The 21,163-nt window shown below is 68.4% G+C and carries 24 protein-coding genes and 1 tRNA gene; 15 read left to right on the top strand and 10 right to left on the bottom strand.

The window, feature by feature from the left end:
* Nucleotides 1-54: 54 nt before the first annotated feature.
* Nucleotides 55-1,812, bottom strand: a complete 1,758-nt coding sequence (ilvB, locus tag AC07U4_RS16945; protein ID WP_495196229.1) for a biosynthetic-type acetolactate synthase large subunit — start codon at nucleotides 1,810-1,812, stop codon at nucleotides 55-57.
* A 66-nt stretch (nucleotides 1,813-1,878) separates the two neighbouring features.
* Nucleotides 1,879-2,814, bottom strand: a complete 936-nt coding sequence (gene miaA, locus AC07U4_RS16940) for a tRNA (adenosine(37)-N6)-dimethylallyltransferase MiaA (RefSeq protein ID WP_495196370.1) — start codon at nucleotides 2,812-2,814, stop codon at nucleotides 1,879-1,881.
* On the opposite strand from miaA, the gene serB reads away from it, so the two are divergent.
* The gene (gene serB / locus AC07U4_RS16935) at nucleotides 2,813-3,691 is read left to right on the top strand and encodes a phosphoserine phosphatase SerB (protein ID WP_038661881.1); all 879 of its coding nucleotides are present in this window, start codon (nucleotides 2,813-2,815) and stop codon (nucleotides 3,689-3,691) included. The two genes, miaA and serB, sit on opposite strands and share 2 nt — an antisense overlap.
* A 31-nt stretch (nucleotides 3,692-3,722) precedes the next feature.
* Here serB and AC07U4_RS16930 read toward each other — a convergent pair whose 3' ends face one another.
* Nucleotides 3,723-4,721: an SPOR domain-containing protein gene (locus AC07U4_RS16930; RefSeq protein WP_495196228.1), complete on the bottom strand. Its 999-nt coding sequence runs from the start codon at nucleotides 4,719-4,721 to the stop codon at nucleotides 3,723-3,725.
* Nucleotides 4,722-4,871: 150 nt separating this feature from the next.
* On the opposite strand from AC07U4_RS16930, the gene AC07U4_RS16925 reads away from it, so the two are divergent.
* Nucleotides 4,872-5,591 (top strand): AAA family ATPase, encoded by a 720-nt coding sequence (locus AC07U4_RS16925; protein ID WP_038661875.1) that lies wholly within the window; start codon nucleotides 4,872-4,874, stop codon nucleotides 5,589-5,591.
* Between the two features lie 5 nt (nucleotides 5,592-5,596).
* The gene (locus AC07U4_RS16920; RefSeq protein ID WP_495196227.1) at nucleotides 5,597-6,844 is read left to right on the top strand and encodes an SPOR domain-containing protein; all 1,248 of its coding nucleotides are present in this window, start codon (nucleotides 5,597-5,599) and stop codon (nucleotides 6,842-6,844) included.
* Here AC07U4_RS16920 and AC07U4_RS16915 read toward each other — a convergent pair whose 3' ends face one another.
* The 3 genes from AC07U4_RS16915 to AC07U4_RS16905 form a co-directional block, all read right to left on the bottom strand.
* On the bottom strand, nucleotides 6,845-8,062 hold the full coding sequence (locus tag AC07U4_RS16915; RefSeq protein ID WP_495196226.1) for a dihydroorotase: 1,218 nt from the start codon (nucleotides 8,060-8,062) through the stop codon (nucleotides 6,845-6,847).
* Nucleotides 8,059-9,042: an aspartate carbamoyltransferase catalytic subunit gene (locus AC07U4_RS16910; protein ID WP_495196225.1), complete on the bottom strand. Its 984-nt coding sequence runs from the start codon at nucleotides 9,040-9,042 to the stop codon at nucleotides 8,059-8,061. The genes AC07U4_RS16915 and AC07U4_RS16910 overlap by 4 nt, the downstream gene beginning before the upstream one ends.
* 230 nt (nucleotides 9,043-9,272) lie before the next feature.
* A complete protein-coding gene (locus tag AC07U4_RS16905; protein WP_495196224.1) occupies nucleotides 9,273-9,575 on the bottom strand; it encodes a HigA family addiction module antitoxin in 303 nt (100 codons plus the stop codon).
* 117 nt (nucleotides 9,576-9,692) lie between these two features.
* Here AC07U4_RS16905 and AC07U4_RS16900 point away from each other — a divergent pair, with 117 nt between their 5' ends.
* The 3 genes from AC07U4_RS16900 to AC07U4_RS16890 all read left to right on the top strand — a co-directional run bounded on the left by AC07U4_RS16900 (nucleotide 9,693) and on the right by AC07U4_RS16890 (nucleotide 10,951).
* On the top strand, nucleotides 9,693-10,064 hold the full coding sequence (locus tag AC07U4_RS16900; RefSeq protein ID WP_495196223.1) for a hypothetical protein: 372 nt from the start codon (nucleotides 9,693-9,695) through the stop codon (nucleotides 10,062-10,064).
* Nucleotides 10,065-10,280: 216 nt separating this feature from the next.
* A complete protein-coding gene (locus tag AC07U4_RS16895; protein WP_495196222.1) occupies nucleotides 10,281-10,547 on the top strand; it encodes an antitoxin in 267 nt (88 codons plus the stop codon).
* Nucleotides 10,544-10,951, top strand: coding sequence for a type II toxin-antitoxin system VapC family toxin (locus AC07U4_RS16890; RefSeq protein ID WP_495196221.1), 408 nt, complete (start codon nucleotides 10,544-10,546; stop codon nucleotides 10,949-10,951). Before AC07U4_RS16895 ends, AC07U4_RS16890 begins: the two co-directional genes overlap by 4 nt.
* A 115-nt stretch (nucleotides 10,952-11,066) precedes the next feature.
* Here AC07U4_RS16890 and ruvX read toward each other — a convergent pair whose 3' ends face one another.
* Together ruvX and AC07U4_RS16880 are read right to left on the bottom strand one after the other, a co-directional pair.
* Nucleotides 11,067-11,528 (bottom strand): Holliday junction resolvase RuvX, encoded by a 462-nt coding sequence (gene ruvX, locus AC07U4_RS16885; RefSeq protein ID WP_495196220.1) that lies wholly within the window; start codon nucleotides 11,526-11,528, stop codon nucleotides 11,067-11,069.
* Nucleotides 11,525-12,634 (bottom strand): DUF3089 domain-containing protein, encoded by a 1,110-nt coding sequence (locus tag AC07U4_RS16880; RefSeq protein ID WP_495196219.1) that lies wholly within the window; start codon nucleotides 12,632-12,634, stop codon nucleotides 11,525-11,527. The genes ruvX and AC07U4_RS16880 overlap by 4 nt, the downstream gene beginning before the upstream one ends.
* Before the next feature lie 131 nt (nucleotides 12,635-12,765).
* On the opposite strand from AC07U4_RS16880, the gene gatC reads away from it, so the two are divergent.
* From gatC to AC07U4_RS16850, 6 genes are all read left to right on the top strand, one after another.
* Nucleotides 12,766-13,068 (top strand): Asp-tRNA(Asn)/Glu-tRNA(Gln) amidotransferase subunit GatC, encoded by a 303-nt coding sequence (gene gatC / locus AC07U4_RS16875; RefSeq protein ID WP_495196218.1) that lies wholly within the window; start codon nucleotides 12,766-12,768, stop codon nucleotides 13,066-13,068.
* Nucleotides 13,068-14,564, top strand: a complete 1,497-nt coding sequence (gatA, locus tag AC07U4_RS16870) for an Asp-tRNA(Asn)/Glu-tRNA(Gln) amidotransferase subunit GatA (RefSeq protein ID WP_495196217.1) — start codon at nucleotides 13,068-13,070, stop codon at nucleotides 14,562-14,564. The genes gatC and gatA overlap by 1 nt, the downstream gene beginning before the upstream one ends.
* A 98-nt stretch (nucleotides 14,565-14,662) precedes the next feature.
* On the top strand, nucleotides 14,663-14,845 hold the full coding sequence (locus AC07U4_RS16865; RefSeq protein ID WP_495196216.1) for an AbrB/MazE/SpoVT family DNA-binding domain-containing protein: 183 nt from the start codon (nucleotides 14,663-14,665) through the stop codon (nucleotides 14,843-14,845).
* Entirely contained in the window at nucleotides 14,842-16,314 is a 1,473-nt protein-coding gene (gene gatB / locus AC07U4_RS16860) for an Asp-tRNA(Asn)/Glu-tRNA(Gln) amidotransferase subunit GatB (RefSeq protein WP_495196215.1), read from the top strand. Before AC07U4_RS16865 ends, gatB begins: the two co-directional genes overlap by 4 nt.
* A gap of 10 nt (nucleotides 16,315-16,324) precedes the next feature.
* A complete protein-coding gene (locus AC07U4_RS16855; RefSeq protein WP_495196214.1) occupies nucleotides 16,325-16,609 on the top strand; it encodes a barstar family protein in 285 nt (94 codons plus the stop codon).
* A 16-nt stretch (nucleotides 16,610-16,625) separates the two neighbouring features.
* Nucleotides 16,626-17,267, top strand: a complete 642-nt coding sequence (locus tag AC07U4_RS16850; RefSeq protein WP_495196213.1) for a peptidylprolyl isomerase — start codon at nucleotides 16,626-16,628, stop codon at nucleotides 17,265-17,267.
* Nucleotides 17,268-17,606: 339 nt separating this feature from the next.
* Here the strand turns inward: AC07U4_RS16850 and AC07U4_RS16845 are convergent, their stop codons facing one another.
* Entirely contained in the window at nucleotides 17,607-17,831 is a 225-nt protein-coding gene (locus tag AC07U4_RS16845) for a hypothetical protein (RefSeq protein WP_038661840.1), read from the bottom strand.
* A gap of 2 nt (nucleotides 17,832-17,833) precedes the next feature.
* Nucleotides 17,834-17,995, bottom strand: coding sequence for a hypothetical protein (locus AC07U4_RS16840; protein WP_169742536.1), 162 nt, complete (start codon nucleotides 17,993-17,995; stop codon nucleotides 17,834-17,836).
* 111 nt (nucleotides 17,996-18,106) lie between these two features.
* On the opposite strand from AC07U4_RS16840, the gene AC07U4_RS16835 reads away from it, so the two are divergent.
* The 3 genes from AC07U4_RS16835 to AC07U4_RS16825 all read left to right on the top strand — a co-directional run bounded on the left by AC07U4_RS16835 (nucleotide 18,107) and on the right by AC07U4_RS16825 (nucleotide 21,129).
* Nucleotides 18,107-18,191 (top strand) — tRNA-Leu (locus AC07U4_RS16835).
* 72 nt (nucleotides 18,192-18,263) lie between these two features.
* Complete coding sequence (tig, locus tag AC07U4_RS16830) at nucleotides 18,264-19,925, top strand: trigger factor (protein WP_038661838.1); 1,662 nt, start codon at nucleotides 18,264-18,266, stop codon at nucleotides 19,923-19,925.
* A 271-nt stretch (nucleotides 19,926-20,196) separates the two neighbouring features.
* Nucleotides 20,197-21,129 (top strand): glycosyltransferase family 2 protein, encoded by a 933-nt coding sequence (locus AC07U4_RS16825; RefSeq protein WP_495196212.1) that lies wholly within the window; start codon nucleotides 20,197-20,199, stop codon nucleotides 21,127-21,129.
* Nucleotides 21,130-21,163: the final 34 nt, after the last annotated feature.

Here is a 21,163-nt window from a genome sequence, read left to right as displayed (position 1 = left end):
CGCGCGCTTGCAGCGCGAGACCCCGGTTTTCGCCAGGGTGACGGTCTGGTCGGGTCAGACCAGCGCCTTGGCCTCGTCGTCCATGGTGCCGGAGACCTCGTTGGCCTGCAGGATCATGTCGGTATGCGCGGCACCCGACGGGATCATCGGGAAGCAGTTCGCCAGCTTGGCGACGCGGCAGTCGACGATCACCGGCCCGTCATGGTCGAGCATCGCCTGGATGCCGTCGTCCAGTTCGCCCATCGTCTCAATGCGGATGCCCTTCCAGCCATAGGCCTCGCCGAGCCTGACGAAATCGGGCAGCGAATCCGAATAGCTTTCGGCATAGCGGCTCTCGTAGGTCAGCTCCTGCCACTGACGCACCATCCCCATATATTCGTTGTTGAGGATGAAGATCTTGACCGGAAGCCGGTATTGCGAGGCGGTGGCGAGCTCCTGGATGTTCATCTGGATCGAGGCTTCGCCGGCGATGTCGATGACCAGCGCGTTGGGATTGCCGAGCTGCGCGCCGATCGCCGCGGGCAGGCCGTAGCCCATCGTGCCGAGACCGCCGCTGGTCAGCCATTTGTTGGGCTTTTCGAAGCCGAAATGCTGCGCGGCCCACATCTGGTGCTGGCCGACCTCGGTGGTGATGATCGGGTCGCGGCGATGCGTCGCCTCCCACAAGGCGCGGACGGCGCGCTGCGGCATGATCGCCTCGCCCGTCTCGGGGTAGCTCAGGCTCTTCACCGCACGCCAGCCGGCGATCCGGTTCCACCATTCGCGCGTGTCCGGCTTGGGATGCTGGCGCGCCTTCCAGATGCGGACCATGTCCTCCATCGCATGGCCGGCATCGGCGATGATCGCGAGATCGACGCGGACGTTCTTGTTCACGCTCGACCGGTCGATATCGATATGGACCTTGCGGCTGTTCGGGCTGAACGCGTCGAGCCGGCCGGTGACGCGATCGTCGAAGCGGCTGCCGATCGCGACGATCAGGTCGGCCTGGTTCATCGCCATGTTCGCCTCATAGGTCCCGTGCATGCCGAGCATGCCGAGGAACTGGTCGGACGAGGCGGGGAAGCAGCCGAGGCCCATCAGCGTCGAGGTCACCGGCGCACCGGTGATCCGCGCCAGCTCGCGCAGCAATTGCGACGCCGCCGGACCCGAATTGATGATCCCGCCGCCGGTGTAGAGGATCGGCCGCTCCGCGGCGGCCAGCATGTCGACGAGCTGCTCGATCTGCGGCTGCGATGCCTTCACCTGCGGGCGATAGGTCTTGTGCTGGATCGGGCCGGGCTTGCTGTAGCGCGCAGTCGCGACCTGGACGTCCTTGGGAATGTCGACGACGACCGGGCCGGGGCGGCCCGAGGTCGCGATATGGAACGCCTCGTGGATCGTCGCGCCGAGCGTCGCCGGGTCCTTCACCAGATAATTGTGCTTGGAACAGTGGCGCGTGATGCCGACCGTGTCCGCCTCCTGGAAGGCGTCGGTGCCGATCAGCGCGGTCGGCACCTGCCCGGTGATGACGACCATCGGGATCGAGTCGAGCAACGCGTCGGTGATGCCGGTGACCGCATTGGTCGCGCCCGGCCCCGAGGTGACAAGCACGACGCCGGGCTTGCCCGTCGAGCGCGCATAACCCTCCGCGGCATGCGTCGCCGCCTGCTCGTGGCGGACGAGGATGTGCTTGAGCCGCGCGCCGTTCGCATTGGCGCGGAACATCGCGTCGTAGATCGGCAAGACCGCCCCACCGGGGTAGCCGAACACGACCTCCACGCCGAGATCGCACAGCGCCTCGACCAGGATGTCTGCTCCGCTCTTTTCGCCCACGGTCTGTCTCCAAATGTTGGTATACGGAAAATGTTGCGGTGCGGTTAGCGGTGCGGCAGGATGGGGTCAACCCTCTTTGCGCAACAAACTTGCTATCGAATCAATCAAACCGTTAGAAAGTGTCTCGCGTAACCACTCGTCCGGCGGTTGATTACGGAACCAGGTATATTGCCGCTTGGCATAGCGCCGGGTGTCGAGCTGTATGCGGGCAAGCGCCGTATCGCGGTCGGCGGTTCCCGCCAGCAGCGCCGATATCGGCGGCACCCCGATCGCACGGCGGATCGGCGCATCGTCGGGCAGGTCCGCGCGGGCGAGCAGCGTGGCGACCTCGTCGATGGCGCCCTGATCGAACATCGCAACACAACGCGCGTCGATCCGGGCGAACAGCGTCTCGCGATCGGGCAGCAGAATGGCCGCGGCAAGGTCGATCGCATTGCCGATCCCGCCCGCGCGCTCACGCTGCCACGCGGCTAGCGGCCGGCCGGTGGACCGGACCACTTCGAGCGCGCGGGCGACCCGCGTCGTATCGGCAGGGGCGAGGCGCACGGCGGCCTCGGCATCCTCTATCGTCAGCAGCCGATGCGCGTCGGCGACCGGCAGCGCGCGCACGGCGGCGCGGATCGCGGGGTCGATCTCCGGCACCGGCGCGATGCCGTCGAGCAAGGTGCGCAGATACAGGCCCGTGCCGCCGACGAGGATCGGCAATCTGCCCGCGCCATGCGCCGCGGCGATCTCCCTCCGCGCCTCCGCGGCCCAGCGTGCGGCGGAATAGCCGGCGTCGGCGGCGTCGATATGGCCGAACAGGCGATGCGGCGCCGCGGCGGCCTCTTCGACGCTCGGGCGTGCGGTCAGGACGGCGAGATCGGCATAGACCTGGCTCGCATCGGCGTTGATGACGACGCCGTCGTGCGACTGCGCGAGCGCGATCGCGGCGGCGGACTTGCCGCTGGCGGTCGGCCCTGCGATGAGCGCGACCCTTGGTTTGGGGTTGGAGGCTGCGATGTTCACCGCGACGCTCATAGGCGAAACGCTCGGGTCAGGCGACCTGTCGGCGGCGATGGACCGCCTCGCCGCGGCCGGTTGCGCCCCCGGCGACGTCGCATGGCTGGACGAAGGCGTGGCGGCGGACGTGGTCTTCTCGGCCGATCCGGCGGCCGCGCGCACGGCGCTGGAGGGCGCCTTGCCCCGCACCGACGTCATCGTCCAGCCGACCGCGACGCGGCGCAAGGCGCTGATCGTCGCCGACATGGATTCGACGATGATCACCGTCGAGTGCATCGACGAGCTCGCGGATTATGCCGGCATCAAGGCGGACGTCGCCGCGGTGACCGAGGCGGCGATGCGCGGCGAACTGGATTTCGAGGGGGCGCTCGACGCGCGCGTCGCGCTGCTCGCGGGACTGGACGAGGCGGTCATCGCGCAATGTCTCGCCGAGCGGGTGCGGATCATGCCGGGCGCGAAGGCGCTGGTGCGGACGATGCGGGCGAACGGCGCGGTGGCGGTGCTGGTGTCGGGCGGCTTCACCCGCTTCGCCGACCCCGTCGCCGCCGAAATCGGCTTCGATCGCGCGATCGCCAACGTGCTGCTGATCGAGGGCGGCCGGCTGACCGGCATGGTCGCCAAACCGATCGTCGGATCGGCGACCAAGGAGGACACATTGCTCGCCTGGATCGCCGAGCGCGGCATCGATCCCGCGCTGTCGCTCGCGGTGGGCGACGGCGCCAACGACCTTGCGATGATCAAGCGGGCGGGGCTCGGGGTCGCCTATCACGCCAAGCCGATCGTCGCCGCGGCAGCCAGCGCGCGCGTCGATCACGGCGACCTGTCGGCATTGCTTTATGCGCAGGGGTATGCGCGCGCCGACTGGGTCGAGGGATAGCGCCCGCCGCATCGCGCGGGATGCAGGCGGGTCAGGGGGCGACGATTACGCAGGCGACGCCCGTCGCCGCGCATGCTTTCTGTGCCGCTGCCTTCGATGCGAAGCCGCTGGCTTGCAGGCGGATCACATTGCCGGCCTTGGCATAGACCGGCTGCGCGCCGGCGAGCTTGCCGCGCACCCGCGACCATTGCGTCTGCGCGTTCGCCTGCGTGCTGAATGCACCGAGCTGGATCTTCCACGCGCCGCCGGCGGGCGCCGCCGCGGGGCGGGGCGGGGCGGGGCGTTTCTCATGCGCCACGATGCGATCGGCGACCGGGCGGTCGGGCGACAGATCGGCGGGGGCCGGTTTCTGGCGCGGCGGTGCCTTCGACGGGGTGGCGATCGGAACGGTGCCGCGACGCGGGGCGGTCGCCTCTGCCGCCATCATGCCGCCGCGGTCGGCGGCGGGCGGACCGGCGCGCAGGTCGGTCGCGTAGCGCTGCGCCAGCGCCGTGCCGCGCTGACGGTCGGCGGGCGTGATATATTGGTCCATCTGCGCCAGCGTCTCCGAAGCCGACTTCAGCCCCGCCTGTGACGCCATCGTCATCAGCGCATAGGCGCGGGGATAGTCGCGGGGCACGCCGTCGCCGTTGAACAGCATCGTGCCGAGCACCAGCTGGCCGCGCGGCTCGCCGCGCCGCACCGACTTCTCCAGCCACGGCGCGGCCTCCGCCTTGCGACCGGCCTGGAACAGCGCGAAGCCGTAATTGTCCTCGGCCTGCGGATGGCCTTGCAGCGCCGCCTTGCGGAACCAGCTTTCCGCCAGTGCCGGATCGAGCGGCACGCCGCGGCCGAGCTTGTATGCCTGGCCGAGGTTGAACTGCGCATCGGCGTCACCCGCGACCGCCGGGCCGCGCCATTGTGCCACCGCGCCGGCGAAGTCGCCGCGGGTCCAGGCGTCGACGCCGGCCTTGACCACCTGCGCCCCGGCCGGCGCGGCACCGGCGAGGCAGGCCAGCAGCGCGACCGCGATCCAACCGGTATTCCGCATCCTCGTCACCCTCTTCACCATATCGGCCGCATCATGCCCCGGACGCGCGCGCAGGCAAAGCCACATCGCGCAAAGCGCTACATTAACCGCCTGTTAGCGCTGTCCTGTCAGGTTCGCTTACGATTTGGCGGCACAGATTGAAGGGGGCCTATGCGCGTTCTCGCGATGGCATCGCAAAAGGGTGGTTCGGGCAAGACGACATTGTCCGGGCATCTCGCGGTGCAGGCCCAGCTCGCCGGGCACGGCCCGGTGGTCCTCATCGACATCGATCCGCACGGTACGCTGGCCGACTGGTGGGGCGATCGCACCACGGCCTATCCTGCCTTCGCGCAGACCGTCGTCGCGCGGCTTCAGGCGGATCTGGAAATGCTGCGCCAGCAGGGGGTCAAGCTGGTGATGATCGACACGCCGCCGGCGAACATGCTCGCGATCCAGAGCGTCATCGCCGTCGCCGAGCTGGTCGTCGTGCCGACGCGGCCGTCGCCGCACGATCTGCGTGCGGTGGGCGCCACCGTCGACCTGTGCCAGCGCGCGGGCAAGCCGCTGATCTTCGTCCTCAACGCCGCGACGCCCGACGCGCCGATCAACGCCGACGCCGCGGTGGCGCTGGCGCAGCATGGCAGCGTCGCGCCGGTGATCGTCCACCAGCGCCTCGATTACGCCACGGCGATGACCGACGGCCGCACGGTGATGGAAGTCGATCCCGGCGGCCGGTCGGCGGCCGAGATCGCGCAGCTGTGGAGCTACATCTCCGGACGGCTCGAGACCAATTTTCGTCGTACCGTGTTCAGCGTGCCGACGGTGCATGGCGGCGGCTTCGGGCCGCGCCCGGCGACGGGCGGCTTCGGCCGTCGGGTGGTCGGAGCATGAGCGCCGTGATCTCTTCCACCCCGCGGCTGGTCCTGACCTTCGGCCTGTCGGCGCTGGTGCTCGGCGGCTCGGTGGTCGGATGTACCGGCGGCAGCGGGCGGATTGCCGCGGCGAGCGATCGCAACGACCGGATCGTCGCGCGGACCGCGGAGCGGCACGCCGACGGTGCCGCGCGGGCGCTGGCCAAACGCGATCCCGTCAGCGCGATCGAACGCGCCGAGGCGGCGGTGGCGCTGGCGCCGCGCAATGCGGATTATCGGCTGGTGCTGGGGCAGGCGTATCAGCAGGCGGGGCGCTTCGCGTCGGCGCGCGATACCTTCGCCGAGGTGCTGGAACTGACGCCGGGCAACGGCAAGGCGGCGCTGAGCCTCGCGCTGGCCCAGATCGCCACCGGCGACTGGTCGGCGGCGCAGGCGACGCTGGCGCGCAACGCGGCGATCATTCCGGTCGGCGACCTCGGCCTCGCCACCGCGCTCGCCGGCAATCCGGCCGGGGCGATCGCGACGCTCAACGCGGCGGCGCGCGAACCGGGTGCCGACGCCAAGCTGCGGCAGAATCTGGCGCTGAGCTATGCGCTCGCCGGTCAATGGGCGATGGCGCGGGTCGCGGCGGCGGCGGATATGTCGCCTGCCGATGTCGATGCGCGGCTGGAGCAATGGGCGGCCTTCGCGCAGCCGCGCGCGGCGTCGGATCAGGTGGCGAGCCTGCTCGGCGTGACCGCCGGCGCCGACGGCGGGCGACCGGTCGCGCTGGCGCTCAACGCGCCGGTACCGGTGGTGCCGACGCAGGAGGCGCCCGTACGCACCGCCGCGGTCGAGACGCCGGCGCCGGCCTCGCCGTTCACCCGCGTCGTGTTCGCGCCGCCGCAGGAGGTGGCGCAGCCGCTGCCGACGATGCTGCGCGCCGCCGTCGCGCCGGTACGGCAGGCGGTGGCGCTGAAGGTACCCGCAGCGGTTGCAGGCGACTGGTATGTGCAGATCGGCGCGTACAGCAACGTCGCGGTCGCCAAGTCCGGGTGGACCGAGGCGACGCGGCGCTTCGCAACACTGACCGGGCAGCGGCCGACCGGGACGATGGTCGCGGCGGCGCAGGGGTCGCTCTACCGCGTGTCGGTGGGCGGATTCAGCCGCGCCGAGGCGGACCGGCTGTGCGGCCGCTATCGCGCCGAGGGCGGCGCCTGTTTCGTCCGCCGCGAGGCCGGCGACCGGATCGCGCAATGGCTGCGCGCGCCGGTGCAGGTGGCGGCGCGCTGATCAGACCTCGCGGCCGGCCTTCCACAGCCTGAGCACCCGGCCCTGAACGGGCAGGCCGTCGAACGGCGTATTGCCCGCCGAGGCGAAGGCCTCGCCGTCGACCTGCCACGGCGTGTCGGGATCGAACAGCATCAGGTCGGCGGGCTTGCCGACCTCCAGCGTCCCCGTCTCGAGCCCGAGCACCTGCGCCGGATTGACCGCCAGCATCGCCAGCAATCGCTCGAGCGGCAGCACGCCGTCACGCACCAGCAGCAGCCCGAGCGGCAGCAGCGTCTCCGCCCCCGCCATGCCCGCCGCCGAATCGACGAAGGGGAGGCGCTTCGCCTCCGGCCCGTGCGGATCGTGGCCCGAGGACAGGACGTCGATCGTCCCGTCCGCCACCGCGGCGCGCGCCGCCTGCCGGTCGCCCTCGCTGCGCAGCGGCGGCGAGAGATGGGCGTAGGTGCGGAAGTCGCTCATCGCGATGTCCGACAGATGGAGATGCGCGGGGGTGATGCCGCAGGTGACGCGCACGCCGCGGCGCTTGGCGGCGCGGATCAGGTCGAAGGCGGCGGCGGTCGTCGCCTGGCGGATGTGGAGACGCGCGCCGCTCTCCTCGGCGAGCATCAGGTCGCGCGCCACCGCCAACGCCTCGGCCACCGCCGGCGCGGCGGGCAGGCCGTGCCGTGTCGCCGTCTCGCCGTCGGTCGCCACCGCGCCCGCGGTCAGCGCGCCGTCCTCGCCATGCGCGACCACCGCAATGTCGAGGTCGCGGGCATAGGACAGGACGCGCAGCATCACGCCGCTGTCGGCGATCCAGCCGCGCCCGGTGCCCACCGCGCGCGCGCCGGCCGAGATGCAGATCGCCATCTCCGCCATGTCGGTGCCGGCGAGGCCCTGCGTCGCCGCGGCGATCGGGTGGATCCACAGATCGGGCTTGCCGATCAGCGCCGCGCGCTGGACGACGCCGGGATCGTCGAGCACCGGATTGCCGTCGGGCATCAATGCGACGCGGACGATGCCGCCGGCGCGGCAGGCGTCGCGATCGACCTTGAACACGCCGAGATCGACGATCCCCGGCGCCAGCAGCTTGCCGCCGCAGTCGACCGTCACCGCATCGCCGGGCAGCTCAAACGTGCCACGCGCGACGATCACGCCGTCGCGGACCAGCAGCCCGCCCGGCGCGACGCCGGCGACGGGGCAGGCGAGCCGCGCATCGAGGAAGGCGATCACGCTCATGCCCAGCCCTCCACGCCGCGCGCGCGCCGGGTGAGCACGTCGAGACACGCCATCCGCACCGCCACGCCCATCTCCACTTGCTCGGTGATCGCCGATTGCGGCCCGTCCGCCACCACCGAATCGATCTCCACCCCCCGGTTCATCGGCCCCGGATGCATCACCAGCGCGTCCGGCAATCTCGCCAGCCGTTCCGGCGTCAGCCCGTAGCGCAGCCGGTATTCGCGGCTCGACGGGATATAGCCGCCCGCCATCCGCTCGTTCTGGACGCGCAGCATCATCACCACGTCGGCGCCGACCAGCGCCGCGTCGAAATCGGTGAACGGCGTCACCCCCATCCGTTCGATCCCGGCGGGCATCAGCGTCGACGGCGCGCAGACGCGCACCTCGGCGGCGAGCGCGGTGAGCGCGAGGATGTTCGAGCGCGCGACGCGGCTGTGCAGCACGTCGCCGCAGATCACCACGCGCTGGCCGGCGATCGACCCCTTGCGGCGGCGGATGGTGAGCGCGTCGAGCAACGCCTGCGTCGGATGTTCGTGGCGGCCGTCGCCGGCGTTGAGCACCGGGCAATCGACCTTGTCGGCGATCAGCCGCACCGCGCCGCTCGCCATATGGCGGATGACGATGACGTCGGCGCGCATCGCGTTGAGCGTCTGCGCGGTGTCGATCAGCGTCTCGCCCTTCTTCACGCTCGACTGCGCCGCGTGCATGTTGACCACGTCGGCGCCGAGCCGCTTGCCGGCGATCTCGAAGCTCAGCAGCGTGCGCGTGCTGTTTTCGAAGAAGGCGTTGATCTGGGTGAGGCCGGCGAGCCGCTTGTCGGGCGCGGCATGGCTGCGGTTCGCCGCGACCCAGCTTTCCGCCTCGTCGAGCAGAAAGGCGATCTCATGCGGCTGGAGCCCGTCGATGCCGGTGAGGTGCCGGTGCGGGAAGACGGCGCCACCCTGGATCAGGGCAGCGGGGCGGTGGTCCGAACGGTTCATCAAGCGCGCCAGTTAGCGCGCAGGCGGGGTGGGGGCAAGCGGGGAGGGGGTCGCCGTCCAATTGTGGCGGGATTGGGGCAACATGGACAAGATGGACACTTGAACGGAAACGATCCGGCCTGATCGTTTCCGTTTTGGTGATGATGCGGGTCACGATGCGAAAGAGCGTTTAGGGTGTAGCAGAGGGGGTGGGGTGTAGGACAGGGGTGCGGGTCGGCGGCTGTCTCCGGTCAGGCGGCTTGCGCCACCCGCTCGACCTTGATGTCATCCTGATGCTCGCGCACCAGCGCAAGGTCGTAGGCGAGCTGCATACGCAGCAGCGTATCCGCCTTGATGCCGAACGCTTTTTCGAAGCGCAGCGCCATATCAGGGGACAATCCACCGTGGCCGTTGAGCAGATTGCTCAGTCCCTGACGCGACACGCCGAGGTGCTCGGCGAGCGCCTTCACGGTGATGCCGTGCGGCTCGACGACTTCGGTCTTGAGCCAGTCGCCGGTGTGGACCGCGAGCGACGGATGCAGACTAAGTGCCATGATAATCCTCCAGATCCATGTGCGAGAAGCGGATTTCCTCTCCCTTCACGTGCGGCGCCATGATTGTATGGTTGTTCAAGATGCCGTTACAATCGAGCAGAAACAGGAGGCAGTGAAATGATGGGCACATCGAATCAACTGGTGGCACTGCTCACCGCTGCCGTGATCGCATCTCCGGTTCTAGCCAGGCCTTCGCAGTTTCCGGCGCCCGTTGGAGTTACTTTGCTGCTCCGCGATCAAGCCATTGGCTGTTATCGGGGGTACAGCTTCTCGACGTCTTCGACCTTGAAGGACGTCGTCGACCATTATGATCGGCAGGCGAGGAAGTCCGGCTTGAATCGTTCCGCGGTTCAGCAACGTCCCGGGTTTCACTTCTCGACCTATAGCGACGCGTCCGGATTTTCTTTGAGCATAGCCGTAAACGCTCAATCGAAGCCGACCACGGCTACCGTCATGTACCGCGAGGGCAAGAGCCCAATCCGCTGCTGATGTTTCTGCCGATCCGCGGAGAAAGGCCGTCGTCGAGAAGAACCTGCTCTGACAGGCCATTTCGCAAGTCATCAGCGTTCTTGACGTATCACCAGCGCATCGATCGGCGCTTGCAGGATGTGCGCCACAGCGGCGGTCGATAGCGCAGCGGTACCGACATTTGAAGAATGGCCGCATCTTTGGTATATACATGGCATATGCAATGGAGGTTGCGAGATGGCCGAGCCCGCCCCGAGCCGCGACGTTCGCGAAGCGAAGCTGTTCCGCAACAACCGCAGTCAGGCCGTCCGCATTCCGGCGGAGTTCGAATTTTCCGGCAGTCGTGTCCTGATCCACAAGGAGGGTGATCGTCTCATCATCGAGCCGGAACCCCGGCCCAACCTGCTCGACACGCTTCGGTCCCTGTCTCCCCTCGATCCTTCCGATGCTTTTCCGGACGATCTCGACGCGCCGCTGTTGCCGCTCAAGGATATCGATCTATGAGCCGGACCCGCTATATGCTCGACACCAACATCGTGTCCGATCTGGTGCGCAGCCCTCAAGGCCGGGTCTTCGAACGGGTGGCTGCTCACGGGAGCGATGCGATGTGCATTAGCATCATCACCGCGGCCGAGTTGCGCTACGGATGCGCGAAGAAGGGTTCGCCCCGACTGGGCGCGCAGGTGGAGGCCATCCTCGCGAGCATCGACATTCTGGCCCTCGATGTCCCCGCCGACGCGGAGTACGCGGATATCCGTGCCGGACTGGAAGCTGTTGGCAAACCGATCGGTCCGAACGACCTGTTGATTGCGGCGCACGCTTACGCCGTCGGCGCAACGTTGGTCACTGCCAACGTCGGGGAGTTCCAACGTGTTCGAGGTCTCCGCGTAGAAAACTGGATCGGTTGATACAGTCTAGCGGAATTGCCTCCCCGGCATCTGTCCATCTTGGGAAAGACGGTGCCGCGTAATTTTGATTATCGTGATCCGCGCTCAAGTAACGGGACGGCCGGCAACTCACCCCTTACACCATCACCAGCGCGTCGATCGCCGCTTGCAGGATGTGCGCCGCGGCGAGGTTGTCGATCCGCTCGGCGCGTTTGGCGCGGCTCATGTCCTGTTCGATCATCGTGCGTTCCACCGCCACGGTCGACCAGCGTTCGTCCCACAGCAGGATCGGCAGGCCGAGGTCGTCGCAATTCTTCGCGAAGGCGCGGGTCGACTGGCTGCGCGGGCTCTCGCTGCCGTCGAGATTGAGCGGGAGGCCGAGCACCAGCCCCTCCACCTGCTGCGCGGTGGCGAGCGCGACCAGCGCCGCCTTGTCCTTGGTGAACTTGCTGCGGCGGATCAGCTCGGCGGGGCTGGCGAAGCTCCAGCCGGCATCGCACAGCGCGGTGCCGATCGTCTTGCTGCCGAGGTCGAGGCCGAGCAGGCGGCCGCCCGCCGGCAGCGCTTCGCGGAAGACGGCGCGGTCTGGGGTGATCATCGCTTCGCGCCGAAGGCGGCGAGACGGCGGAGCGCATCGGCGCGGACGTTGGCCCAGAACAGGCTGTAGTCGTAGACGTGGTAATTGTTGCCGGGCAGCACGTAGCTGCCGACCTCGGGCGGCTCGCCGATCAGCAGGAAGCCGCGCGGGCCGCAACGCGCGGGCACCTTGCCGGGCGCGATCATCGCGCTGCTGAGATCGGCCGAGGGGTAGAGCGTGCCCTGGTTGGCGGCGGCGGGGGCGACGGCGTCGGCGGTGCCGGTCAGCGGGTTGGTGCAGACGAGCGGCGTGTCGCGGCGCGGGCGGCCGTCGAACCCCTGCGTCTGGTCGTAGACGTCGGTGATCTGTTGCGGGTCGGCGGGCTCGGCGAAACTCTCCCACGACAGCAGGCAGCGCGCCTGATCGGGGCGGGTGCAGGCGGGCAGGCCGAGCGCGGCGAGGTCGGTGGTCTTCGACACCGGCCAGCCGACGACATAGGCGGCGACGATGCGCCTTGCGATCGGCTTGCCGGCGATCTGTTCGCGGAGCAGGCGGGTGAGGTGGAGCGCGCCCTGGCTGTGGCCGGCGAGGATGATCGGCCGCTTGGGATCGACCTGCCTGACGAAGGTGGCGAAGGCGGCGGCGACGTCGCCGTAAGCGAGGTCGAGCGCGCGATTGGCGTCGGCGACGCTGGTCAGGAAGGCGCCGAACGTCGCCTGCCGGTAGCGCGGCGACCAGATCTCGCCGGCGGCGTTGAACGCGCTCGCCTGGCCGCGCAGGAAGATCGCGGCGCGCGCATTGGTCTCGGCGTCGTCGAGCGTCGCGTTCCAATGGTCGCGGCCGATGTACGAGGTCGGGTGGATGAAGAAGACCGCCGCCTTCGGGCTCGGCTCGGGCGTGTAGCCGGCGGGGGTCCAGAGCGCGGGATTGGCCGGGATGTCGGGGCGGGCGATCCACATCGCGCGATCGTCATAGCGCTTCGGGTCGACGCGCGGCTGCGCCCTGAACGCCTCGGACGGGACCAGCGCCATGCGCAGGATCTCGACGCCGTAGAGGCGGTAGGCGAAGGCGCCGGCGATGACGAGCGCGATCAGGAACGCGAAGACGTAGAGGAATTTGCGGGCCAAGCGTGCGGGTTCCGGGCAGGGCAGGGAGGCCGCCTGATGGACGAGCCCCGGCGAACTGGCAACATACGGTTGCGCGCGGCCACGCAAGCGGAGGTTGCATCCGCCGAGCCGCCTCTGATAGGCGCAAGGCCATGTCCGTAGACACCGCCACCGTGAAGAAGGTCGCCGCGCTCGCGCGCATCGCGATCACCGACGAGGATGCCGCGCGCCTCGCCCCCGAACTCAGCAACATCCTCGGCTGGATCGAGCAACTGGAAGGGGTGGATACCGCCGGCGTCGAGCCGATGACCGCGGTCATCCCCAACCAGCTGCGCCTGCGCGAAGACGTGATCAACGCCGATCCGCTGACCGGCGGCGGCATCCGCGATGCGCTGATGGCCAATGCTCCCCAGGCGGAGCATGGCTTCTTTACCGTTCCCAAGGTGATCGAATAATGGCCGAGCTGACCGAATTGGGCGTCGCCGCCCTGCGCGACGGGGTGCGCAGCGGCGCTTTCTCCGCGGTCGAGGTTGCCGACGCCTTCGTGGTGAAGGTGGCGAAGGCCAAGCCCTTGAACGCCTTCCTCGTCGAGACGCCCGATCACGCGCTGGCCGCGGCGCGCGCCGCCGATGCCGCGCGCGCGGCGGGCGAGACGCTGAGGCCGCTCGCCGGCGTGCCGATCGGGATGAAGGACCTGTTCTGCACCAACGGCGTCGCGACCACCGCGGCGAGCCATATCCTCGAAGGCTTCGTGCCGACCTACGAATCGACGATCTCGCGGAAATTGTGGGATGCCGGCGCGGGGATGCTCGGCAAGCTCAACATGGACCAGTTCGCGATGGGCTCGTCGAACGAGACCAGCGCGTTCGGCAACGTGATCTCGCCGTGGCGGCGGCCGGGCAGCGACGCGCCGCTGGCGCCGGGCGGCTCGTCGGGCGGCAGTTCGTCGGCGGTGGCGGCGGGGCTGTGTCCGGGCGCGACGGGCACCGACACCGGCGGTTCGATCCGCCAGCCGGCGGCGTTCACCGGGATCAGCGGCATCAAACCGACCTATGGCCGCTGCTCGCGCTGGGGGACGATCGCTTTCGCCTCGTCGCTCGATCAGGCGGGGCCGATGGCGCGCGACGTGCGCGACTGCGCGATCCTGCTCGAGGCGATGGCCGGGTTCGACGCCAAGGACGCGACCTCGCTCCAGCTCGACGTGCCGCGCTGGGAACAGGGGTTGTCGGGCAATCTCGCGGGCAAGCGCGTCGGTATTCCCAAGGAATATCGCGTCGACGGCATGCCCGAGGAGATCGAGGCGCTGTGGCAGGCGGGGATCGACTGGCTGCGCGATGCGGGCGCCGAGATCGTCGAGGTCTCGCTGCCGCATACGAAGTACGCGCTGCCGGCCTATTACATCATCGCGCCGGCGGAGGCCTCGTCCAACCTCGCGCGCTATGACGGCGTGCGTTACGGCCTGCGCGAGCTGCCCGCCAATGAATCCGGGGGCGGGGCGGGGTTGCAGGACATGTATGCCGCGACCCGCGCCGCCGGCTTCGGGCCGGAGGTGAAGCGCCGCATCATGATCGGCACCTATGTGCTCTCGGCGGGCTTCTACGACGCGTATTACACGCAGGCGCAGAAGGTGCGGGCGCTGATCGCGCGCGATTTCGAGCGGGCGTTCGAACAGTGCGACGTGCTGCTGACGCCGACAGCGCCGTCGGCGGCGTTCGCGCTGGGCGAGAAGTCGGCCGATCCGATCGCCATGTATCTCAACGACGTGTTCACCGTCCCGTCGAGCCTTGCGGGCCTGCCGGCGATGAGCGTGCCGGGCGGGCTGGACAAGCAGGGGCTGCCGCTGGGTCTGCAGATTATCGGCAAACCGCTCGACGAGCAGGGCGTGCTGAACGCCGGGCTGGCGATCGAGCAGCGGGCGGGCTTCACCGCGCGGCCGCAGGCGTGGTGGTGATATCGACAACTCTAGCTGGTATGCGGATCTGATAAGGTAAGAGGCGGTCGATCCAAAGCTGTTGAAGACGGTACGGCGGAAAACAAGAGGAGGCCATTGTGGAACTTCTGTTTGCGGCGAAATCAAAGATTGACGACAAAGGTCGGGTGCAGATCAATCCATTGCTTCGCAAAAAGCTCGGGCTCAAGGCTGGGTGCCGTGTCGAATGGTCCATCAATAATCTTGGTCAGGTTGTCTTTCGCGCCGCCAAGCCGAAATATGTAAAGAAGCGTCCGATATGACTGAAGCCTCTACCTACCGCATCCAGGGCGCCACCGGCGAGTGGGAGGTCGTGATCGGCCTCGAGGTCCATGCGCAGGTCACCTCCAACGCCAAATTGTTCTCGGGCGCGGCGACCGCGTTCGGGGCGGAGCCGAACACGCAGGTCAGCCTCGTCGATGCGGCGATGCCGGGGATGCTGCCGGTGCCGAACATGGAGTGCATCCGCCAAGCGGTGCGCACCGGCATGGCGATCGACGCGCAGATCAATCGCTGGTCGCGGTTCGATCGCAAGAATTACTTCTACGCCGATCTGCCGCAGGGCTATCAGATCAGCCAGCTCTATCATCCGCTGGTCGGCGAGGGCGCGATCGAGATCAGCCCCGACGACAAGAACCCCGACGCGACCAAGACGATCGGCGTCGAGCGCATCCATGTCGAGCAGGACGCCGGCAAGCTGATGCACGACCAGCATCCGACGCGCTCCTATGTCGACCTCAACCGGTCGGGCGTCGCGCTGATGGAGATCGTCAGCCGGCCCGACATGCGCTCGCCGGCGGAGGCGGGGGCGTATCTGCGCAAGCTGCGCGCGATCCTGCGCTACGTCGGCTCGTGCGACGGCAATATGGAAGAGGGCTCGATGCGCGCCGACGTCAACGTCTCCGTGCGCAAGCCCGGCGGCGAGCTCGGCACGCGCACCGAGACGAAGAACGTCAATTCGGTGCGCTTCGTCATGGCGGCGATCGAATATGAGGCGAAGCGTCAGGTCGAGGTGATCGAGGACGGCGGCCGCATCGTCCAGGAGACGCGGTTGTTCAACGTCGAGAGCGGCACCACCCGCTCGATGCGCTCGAAGGAAGACGCGCACGATTACCGTTATTTTCCCGATCCCGATCTGCTGCCGCTCGAACTGGAGGAGGCGTTCCTCGCCGAATGCCGCGCGAGCCTGCCCGAACTGCCCGACGCCAAGCGCAAGCGGTACGAATCGCTCGGCATCTCGGCCTATCAGGCGGACGTGCTGACCGCCGAGGTCGAGGCGGCGCGCTGGTTCGACGCGTTGCTCGATGCCGGGGCCAAGCCGGTCGCGGCGGCGAACTGGACGACGTCGGAGCTGTTCGGCGCGCTCAACCGCACCGGACGCGATATCGCCGACTCGCCAGTGTCGCCGGCGCAGGCCGCCGAGCTGCTGGCGCTGGTCGCCGACGGCACGCTGTCGGGCAGCCTCGCCAAGCAGGTGTTCGAGGTGATGCTGGAGACGGGCGATGCGCCGTCGAAGATCGTCGAGGATCGTGGCCTCAAGCAGACCAGCGATACCGGCGCGATCGAGGCGGTGATCGCCGAGGTGATCGCCAAGAGCCCCAACCAGCTCGCGCAATATCGCGGCGGCAAGGAGACGTTGTTCGGCTTCTTCGTCGGCCAGACGATGAAGGCGATGGGCGGCAAGGCCAATCCGGCGGTGGTCAACGAGCTGCTCAAGAAGGCGCTCGCCTGACCTCCGCGTAGTGACGACGATCGAGCTCGACGGGCGCGGCTGGCGGAGCAGGGCGGACTTCTACGCCGCGCTGCTGCCGCGGCTCGGCGCGGAGCCGTGGGTCGGCGGCAATCTGGATGCATTGTTCGATTGTCTCGGCGGCGGGATCGCCGATCTGGTGCCGCCGTTCGAGGTGATCGTCCATCATGTCGGCGATCTGCCGGCGGACGAGCTTGCCTATGTGCGGCGTGCGGAGCAGGTGTTCGAGGACGCCCGTGCGGAGTTCGGGCGGGACGTGCGGTTGCGGTTCGTCTGAATTTGGGAGAGCAGGGATGATCGGTTTCGTTCGGGTCGCGACGCTTGCCCTGTCCCTCGTCGCGGTGCCGTTGGCGGCGCAACAGGCTGCGCCTGCGGCCGCGCCGGTACCCGCGCCGCAGCCGACGCCGGCGCTGCCGCGCGTCGCGTTGGAGACCAGCGTCGGGCGGTTCGTGATCGAGGCGGATATTGTGCATGCGCCGATCAGCGCAGGCAATTTCCTCAAATATGTCGACGGCAAGCGGCTCGACGGGGTGAACTTCTATCGCGCGGTGAAGATCGGCGACCATTTCGGCTTCGTGCAATTCGGGCCGGATGGCGAGATCAAGCGGCTGCTGCCGCCGATCAAGCATGAGCCGACGACGCAGACCGGCATCCGCCATACCGACTTCACCGTCTCGACCGCGCGGTTCGAACCGGGCAGCGCGCGCGGCGAGTTCACGATCAGCATCGGCGACCAGCCGTCGTTCGATGCGGACCCGAGCAAGCCGGGCGACAATCTCGGCTATGCGGCGTTCGGCCGTGTCGTCGAGGGGCAGGATACCATCCTGAAGGTCTTCGACGCGCCGGTGTCGCCGACCGCAACGCTGCGCGGCGCGTTCAAGGGCGAGGTGCCGGTGACCAAGGTGACGATCCTCACCGCGCGGCGGGTGAAATAGGAGGGGTTTCAATTCCTCCCCCGCCAGGGGGAGGTGGCGCCGCGAAGCGGTGACGGAGGGGGAGGATACGGTCAGCTTGGCCGTATGCAGAAACGCCCCCTCCACCACCCGGCTACGCCGGGCGGTCCCCCTCCCCCGCTGAAGCGAGGGAGGAATTTGGCGGCGTGGTTTCAATCGACCGTTAGACGGCCCCAGTGGCGGGGCTAGTCGAAACGTCCTGCGTCCCAATGCCCTTCGACAGGCTCAGGGCGGACGGGGTGGGGGTGCGGTGAGGCCAATCCGGCGACGGAATGGGGCAAGGCCAACCCGCAAAAAAGACGGCCCCGCAGGGCCGCCTCGTCATTGTTGCGTCAGGTCCTGGTTCTTGACCTCGCCGCCGGTGCCGCTGTTGCCGTCGAAGGCGCCGGTGTCGGTAAAGCGCGAGGGTTCCTCGCCGCCTTCGCCGCGGGCGACCGCGTCGGCGCGGGCTTCGACCGCCTGTTCGATGTCGCTGCGCTCGTCCTCACGGGCGTCCGGATTGCTGTCCGGTGCGTCCTCGGGAAGGGCGTTGGGATCGGTGCTCATGCTCAGATCTCCGCCGGCTGCGATGTGCCGGGATCGGTGGCGGGGATCGTCGGCGAGGGGACGTCGACGTCGGGCGCGGGCGTCTGGATCTCGGGCGGCGGTGAATCGGGCTGGACCGGTTGCGGGGTGGGGGCCGGCGTTTCGGGTGGGGGCTGGGTTGCCATGTCGGTCTCTCCTTCATATGACCCAACGTTCCGGGTGCGCGCCGGTTGCCTCTTCGCTTGCCCCCGGGCGCTACGCTGGTATAGACGCGCGCCCAACGGCGGGTCCTTTGTGCGGGCGTGGCGGAATTGGTAGACGCAGCAGGTTTAGGTCCTGCCATCGCAAGATGTGGGGGTTCGAGTCCCTTCGCCCGCACCAGTCCCGCCGCTTTCGGGCGGGACGGCAGCCTTATTGAATTTCCGTCAGATTTCTCAAGATTGAAGGCCGAACATGCAGACTGTCGAGACGTTGAACGAGGGCCTGAAGCGTGCCTACACGCTGACCATCACCGCCAAGGACATCGATGCCAAGGTCGATGCCGAGGTGAAGCGCATCGCGCCGCAGGTGAAGATGCCCGGCTTCCGCCCCGGCAAGGTCCCGGCCAATCTCGTGCGCAAGATGCATGGTGAATCGCTCGCCGCCGACGCGCTCAACAGCGCGATCCAGCAGGGCGTGCAGCAGCTAATCGCCGACAAGGCGCTGCGTCCCGCGATGCAGCCCTCGGTCGCGCTCAACGACGATTACGCACCCGGCCAGGACGCCGCGGTCACCGTCGAGCTGGAAGTGCTGCCGGCCGTCCCGGCACCGGCGATCGATTCGCTCAAGCTCGAGCGGCTGACCGTGCCCGTCGCCGACGAACTGGTCGACGAGCAGCTGCAGAAGTTCGCCGACCAGTCGAAGAAGTGGGATGACGCCGACGACAAGGCCGCCGAGACCGGCGACCTCGTCACCGTCGATTTCGTCGGCAAGACCGCTGACGGCGTCGCCTTCGACGGCGGCACCGGCACCGACATGGGCGTCGAGCTCGGTTCGGGCCGCCTGATCCCCGGTTTCGAGGAGCAGCTCGTCGGCGTGAAGCTCGGCGAGGAGAAGGTGCTCAACGTGACCTTCCCCGAGGATTACGGCGCCAAGGAGCTCGCCGGCCAGCCCGCGACCTTCGAGATCACCGTCAAGAAGATTCAGGTCGCCGCGGAGAGCAAGATCGACGAGGATCTCGCCAAGAACCTCGGGCTCGAGAGCCTCGAGCAGCTGCGCGGCCTGATCAAGGGTCAGATCGAGCAGGAGCATAACGGCCTCACCCGCACCCACATGAAGCGCAAGCTGCTCGACCAGCTCGCCGAGGGTCACGATTTCGAAGTGCCGCCGTCGATGGTCGAGGCCGAGTTCGCGCAGATCTGGCAGCAGCTGGAGCATGAAGCGACGCACGAGGAAGATCCCGCCGCAGCGCTCGCCGAGATGGAAGCCGAGCGCGACGATTACCGCAAGATCGCCGAGCGCCGCGTGCGTCTGGGTCTGCTGCTGTCCGAAATCGGCCAGGCGAACGGCGTCGAGGTGTCGCAGCAGGAGATGAACCGGTTGATCGCGCAGGCCGCGCAGCAGTATCGCGGCGAGGACCAGCAGCGCTTCATCCAGTATGTCCAGCAGGAGCCGATGGCGGCCGCCCAGCTGCGCGCGCCGCTGTACGAGGACAAGGTCGTCGACTTCCTGTTCGACAAGGCCGAGGTGACCGACCGCGAAGCGACCCGCGAGGAGCTGGAAGCCGCGATCGAGAGCGAGGACGGTTTCGCGACCGGCACGCACACGCACGATCACGACAACCACAAGCCCAAGGCGAAGAAGGCCGCGGGCGAGGCCAAGCCGAAGAAGGCCGCCGCCAAGAAGCCGGTCGCCGAGGGCGACAATGCGGCGACCGAGACCCCGGCCGAGGATGCCGGTGCCGAAGCGCCCGCCAAGAAGCCGCGCGCCAAGAAGGCCGCCGCGCCGGTCGAGGCCGAGACCGCGGTGACCGAATCGTCGCCGGTCGCCGCCGAGGCCGCGGAAGGCACCGAGGCCGCCGACGCCCCGGCGAAGAAGCCGCGTGCGAAGAAGGCCGCCGCGTCGAGCGAGGGCTGAGACTGATGGGGGAGGGGGCCGCGGTCCCCTCCCCACCATCGTCATCCCCGCGTAGGCGGGGATCCATAGACGCTGACGCTGCGGCTCCATTGGAGACCTGCGCGTCTGGATCCCCGCCTGCGCGGGGATGACAAAACGCAGTGTATTATGCCAAACCCGTTGGTGCTGAGCCTGTCGAAGCCTCGTGAGACTCACAGCCCTTCGACAGGCTCAGGGCAAACGGACGGATATCGGGTAGACGCATGCCGAGCGCCGCGATGAGGATTCACCCGTGACGCAACCGACGATCGCAGTCCTGCTGCCCTGCTACAACGAGGCTGCGGCGATCGCGCAGACCGTCGCTGGCTTCCGCGCCGCGCTGCCGGACGCCACCGTCTACGTCTATGACAACAATTCGACCGACGACACCGTCGTGGTCGCGCGCGCAGCCGGCGCCGTGGTCCGGACCGAGCGCATCCAGGGCAAGGGCAATGTCGTCCGCCGGATGTTCGCCGATATCGATGCCGACGTCTATGTGATGGCCGATGGCGATGCGACCTATGACGCCGCCTCCGCCCCCGCCCTGGTCGCGCGGCTGCTCGACGAGCAATGCGACATGGTCGTCGGCAGCCGGATCAGCCAGGTGCAGGAGAGTTATCGCCGCGGCCATCGCTTCGGCAACGCGCTGCTCACCGGCATGCTCGCGCGGCTATTCGGGCGCAGCTTCACCGATATCCTGTCGGGCTATCGCGTCTTCTCGCGCCGCTTCGTCAAGAGCTTCCCGTCGCTGTCCTCGGGCTTCGAGATCGAAACCGAGATCAGCGTCCATGCGCTCGAACTCAAGATGCCCTGCGCCGAGATCGAGACGCCTTATTTCGCGCGGCCGGAGGGGTCTGCTTCGAAGCTAAGCACCTATGGCGACGGCTTCCGCATCCTCAACACCATCCTGACGCTGTACCGGATCGAGCGGCCGCTGCTGTTCTTCGGGGTGATCGGCGCGCTGCTCGCCGGCATCGGGGTGGCGATGAGCGTGCCGCTGGCGATCACCTATATGCACACGCATCTGGTGCCGCGCTTCCCGACCGCGATCCTGATCACCGGGCTGATGATCATCGCCGCGCTGTGCGGCTTCGCCGGTCTGATCCTCGATACCGTGGTGCGCGGCCGGCGCGAGGTGCGCCGGCTCGCCTATCTCACCCATCCCGCTCCGACCGCCGGGGCTTGAACTCCCCCGCGGGAGCGCCGATGTTGGCGATCTT

It is taken from the genome of Sphingomonas sp. GW821-FHT02B09, from assembly GCF_059421875.1.
This window is presented reverse-complemented; position numbering and strand designations above follow the sequence as displayed.

Bases quoted from the DNA above. Each gene is read 5' to 3' on its own strand.
- tig (WP_038661838.1), top strand. From the start codon at position 18,264: ATGCAGACTGTCGAGACGTTGAACGAGGGCCTGAAGCGTGCCTACACG.
- serB (WP_038661881.1), top strand. From the start codon at position 2,813: ATGTTCACCGCGACGCTCATAGGCGAAACGCTCGGGTCAGGCGACCTG.
- AC07U4_RS16895 (WP_495196222.1), top strand. From the start codon at position 10,281: ATGGCCGAGCCCGCCCCGAGCCGCGACGTTCGCGAAGCGAAGCTGTTC.
- AC07U4_RS16930 (WP_495196228.1), bottom strand. From the start codon at position 4,721: ATGCGGAATACCGGTTGGATCGCGGTCGCGCTGCTGGCCTGCCTCGCC.
- AC07U4_RS16850 (WP_495196213.1), top strand. From the start codon at position 16,626: ATGATCGGTTTCGTTCGGGTCGCGACGCTTGCCCTGTCCCTCGTCGCG.
- AC07U4_RS16890 (WP_495196221.1), top strand. From the start codon at position 10,544: ATGAGCCGGACCCGCTATATGCTCGACACCAACATCGTGTCCGATCTG.
- AC07U4_RS16915 (WP_495196226.1), bottom strand. From the start codon at position 8,062: ATGAGCGTGATCGCCTTCCTCGATGCGCGGCTCGCCTGCCCCGTCGCC.
- AC07U4_RS16925 (WP_038661875.1), top strand. From the start codon at position 4,872: ATGCGCGTTCTCGCGATGGCATCGCAAAAGGGTGGTTCGGGCAAGACG.
- AC07U4_RS16845 (WP_038661840.1), bottom strand. From the start codon at position 17,831: ATGAGCACCGATCCCAACGCCCTTCCCGAGGACGCACCGGACAGCAAT.
- AC07U4_RS16905 (WP_495196224.1), bottom strand. From the start codon at position 9,575: ATGGCACTTAGTCTGCATCCGTCGCTCGCGGTCCACACCGGCGACTGG.
- ruvX (WP_495196220.1), bottom strand. From the start codon at position 11,528: ATGATCACCCCAGACCGCGCCGTCTTCCGCGAAGCGCTGCCGGCGGGC.
- AC07U4_RS16840 (WP_169742536.1), bottom strand. From the start codon at position 17,995: ATGGCAACCCAGCCCCCACCCGAAACGCCGGCCCCCACCCCGCAACCG.
- gatA (WP_495196217.1), top strand. From the start codon at position 13,068: ATGGCCGAGCTGACCGAATTGGGCGTCGCCGCCCTGCGCGACGGGGTG.
- gatB (WP_495196215.1), top strand. From the start codon at position 14,842: ATGACTGAAGCCTCTACCTACCGCATCCAGGGCGCCACCGGCGAGTGG.
- gatC (WP_495196218.1), top strand. From the start codon at position 12,766: ATGTCCGTAGACACCGCCACCGTGAAGAAGGTCGCCGCGCTCGCGCGC.
- AC07U4_RS16900 (WP_495196223.1), top strand. From the start codon at position 9,693: ATGATGGGCACATCGAATCAACTGGTGGCACTGCTCACCGCTGCCGTG.
- AC07U4_RS16910 (WP_495196225.1), bottom strand. From the start codon at position 9,042: ATGAACCGTTCGGACCACCGCCCCGCTGCCCTGATCCAGGGTGGCGCC.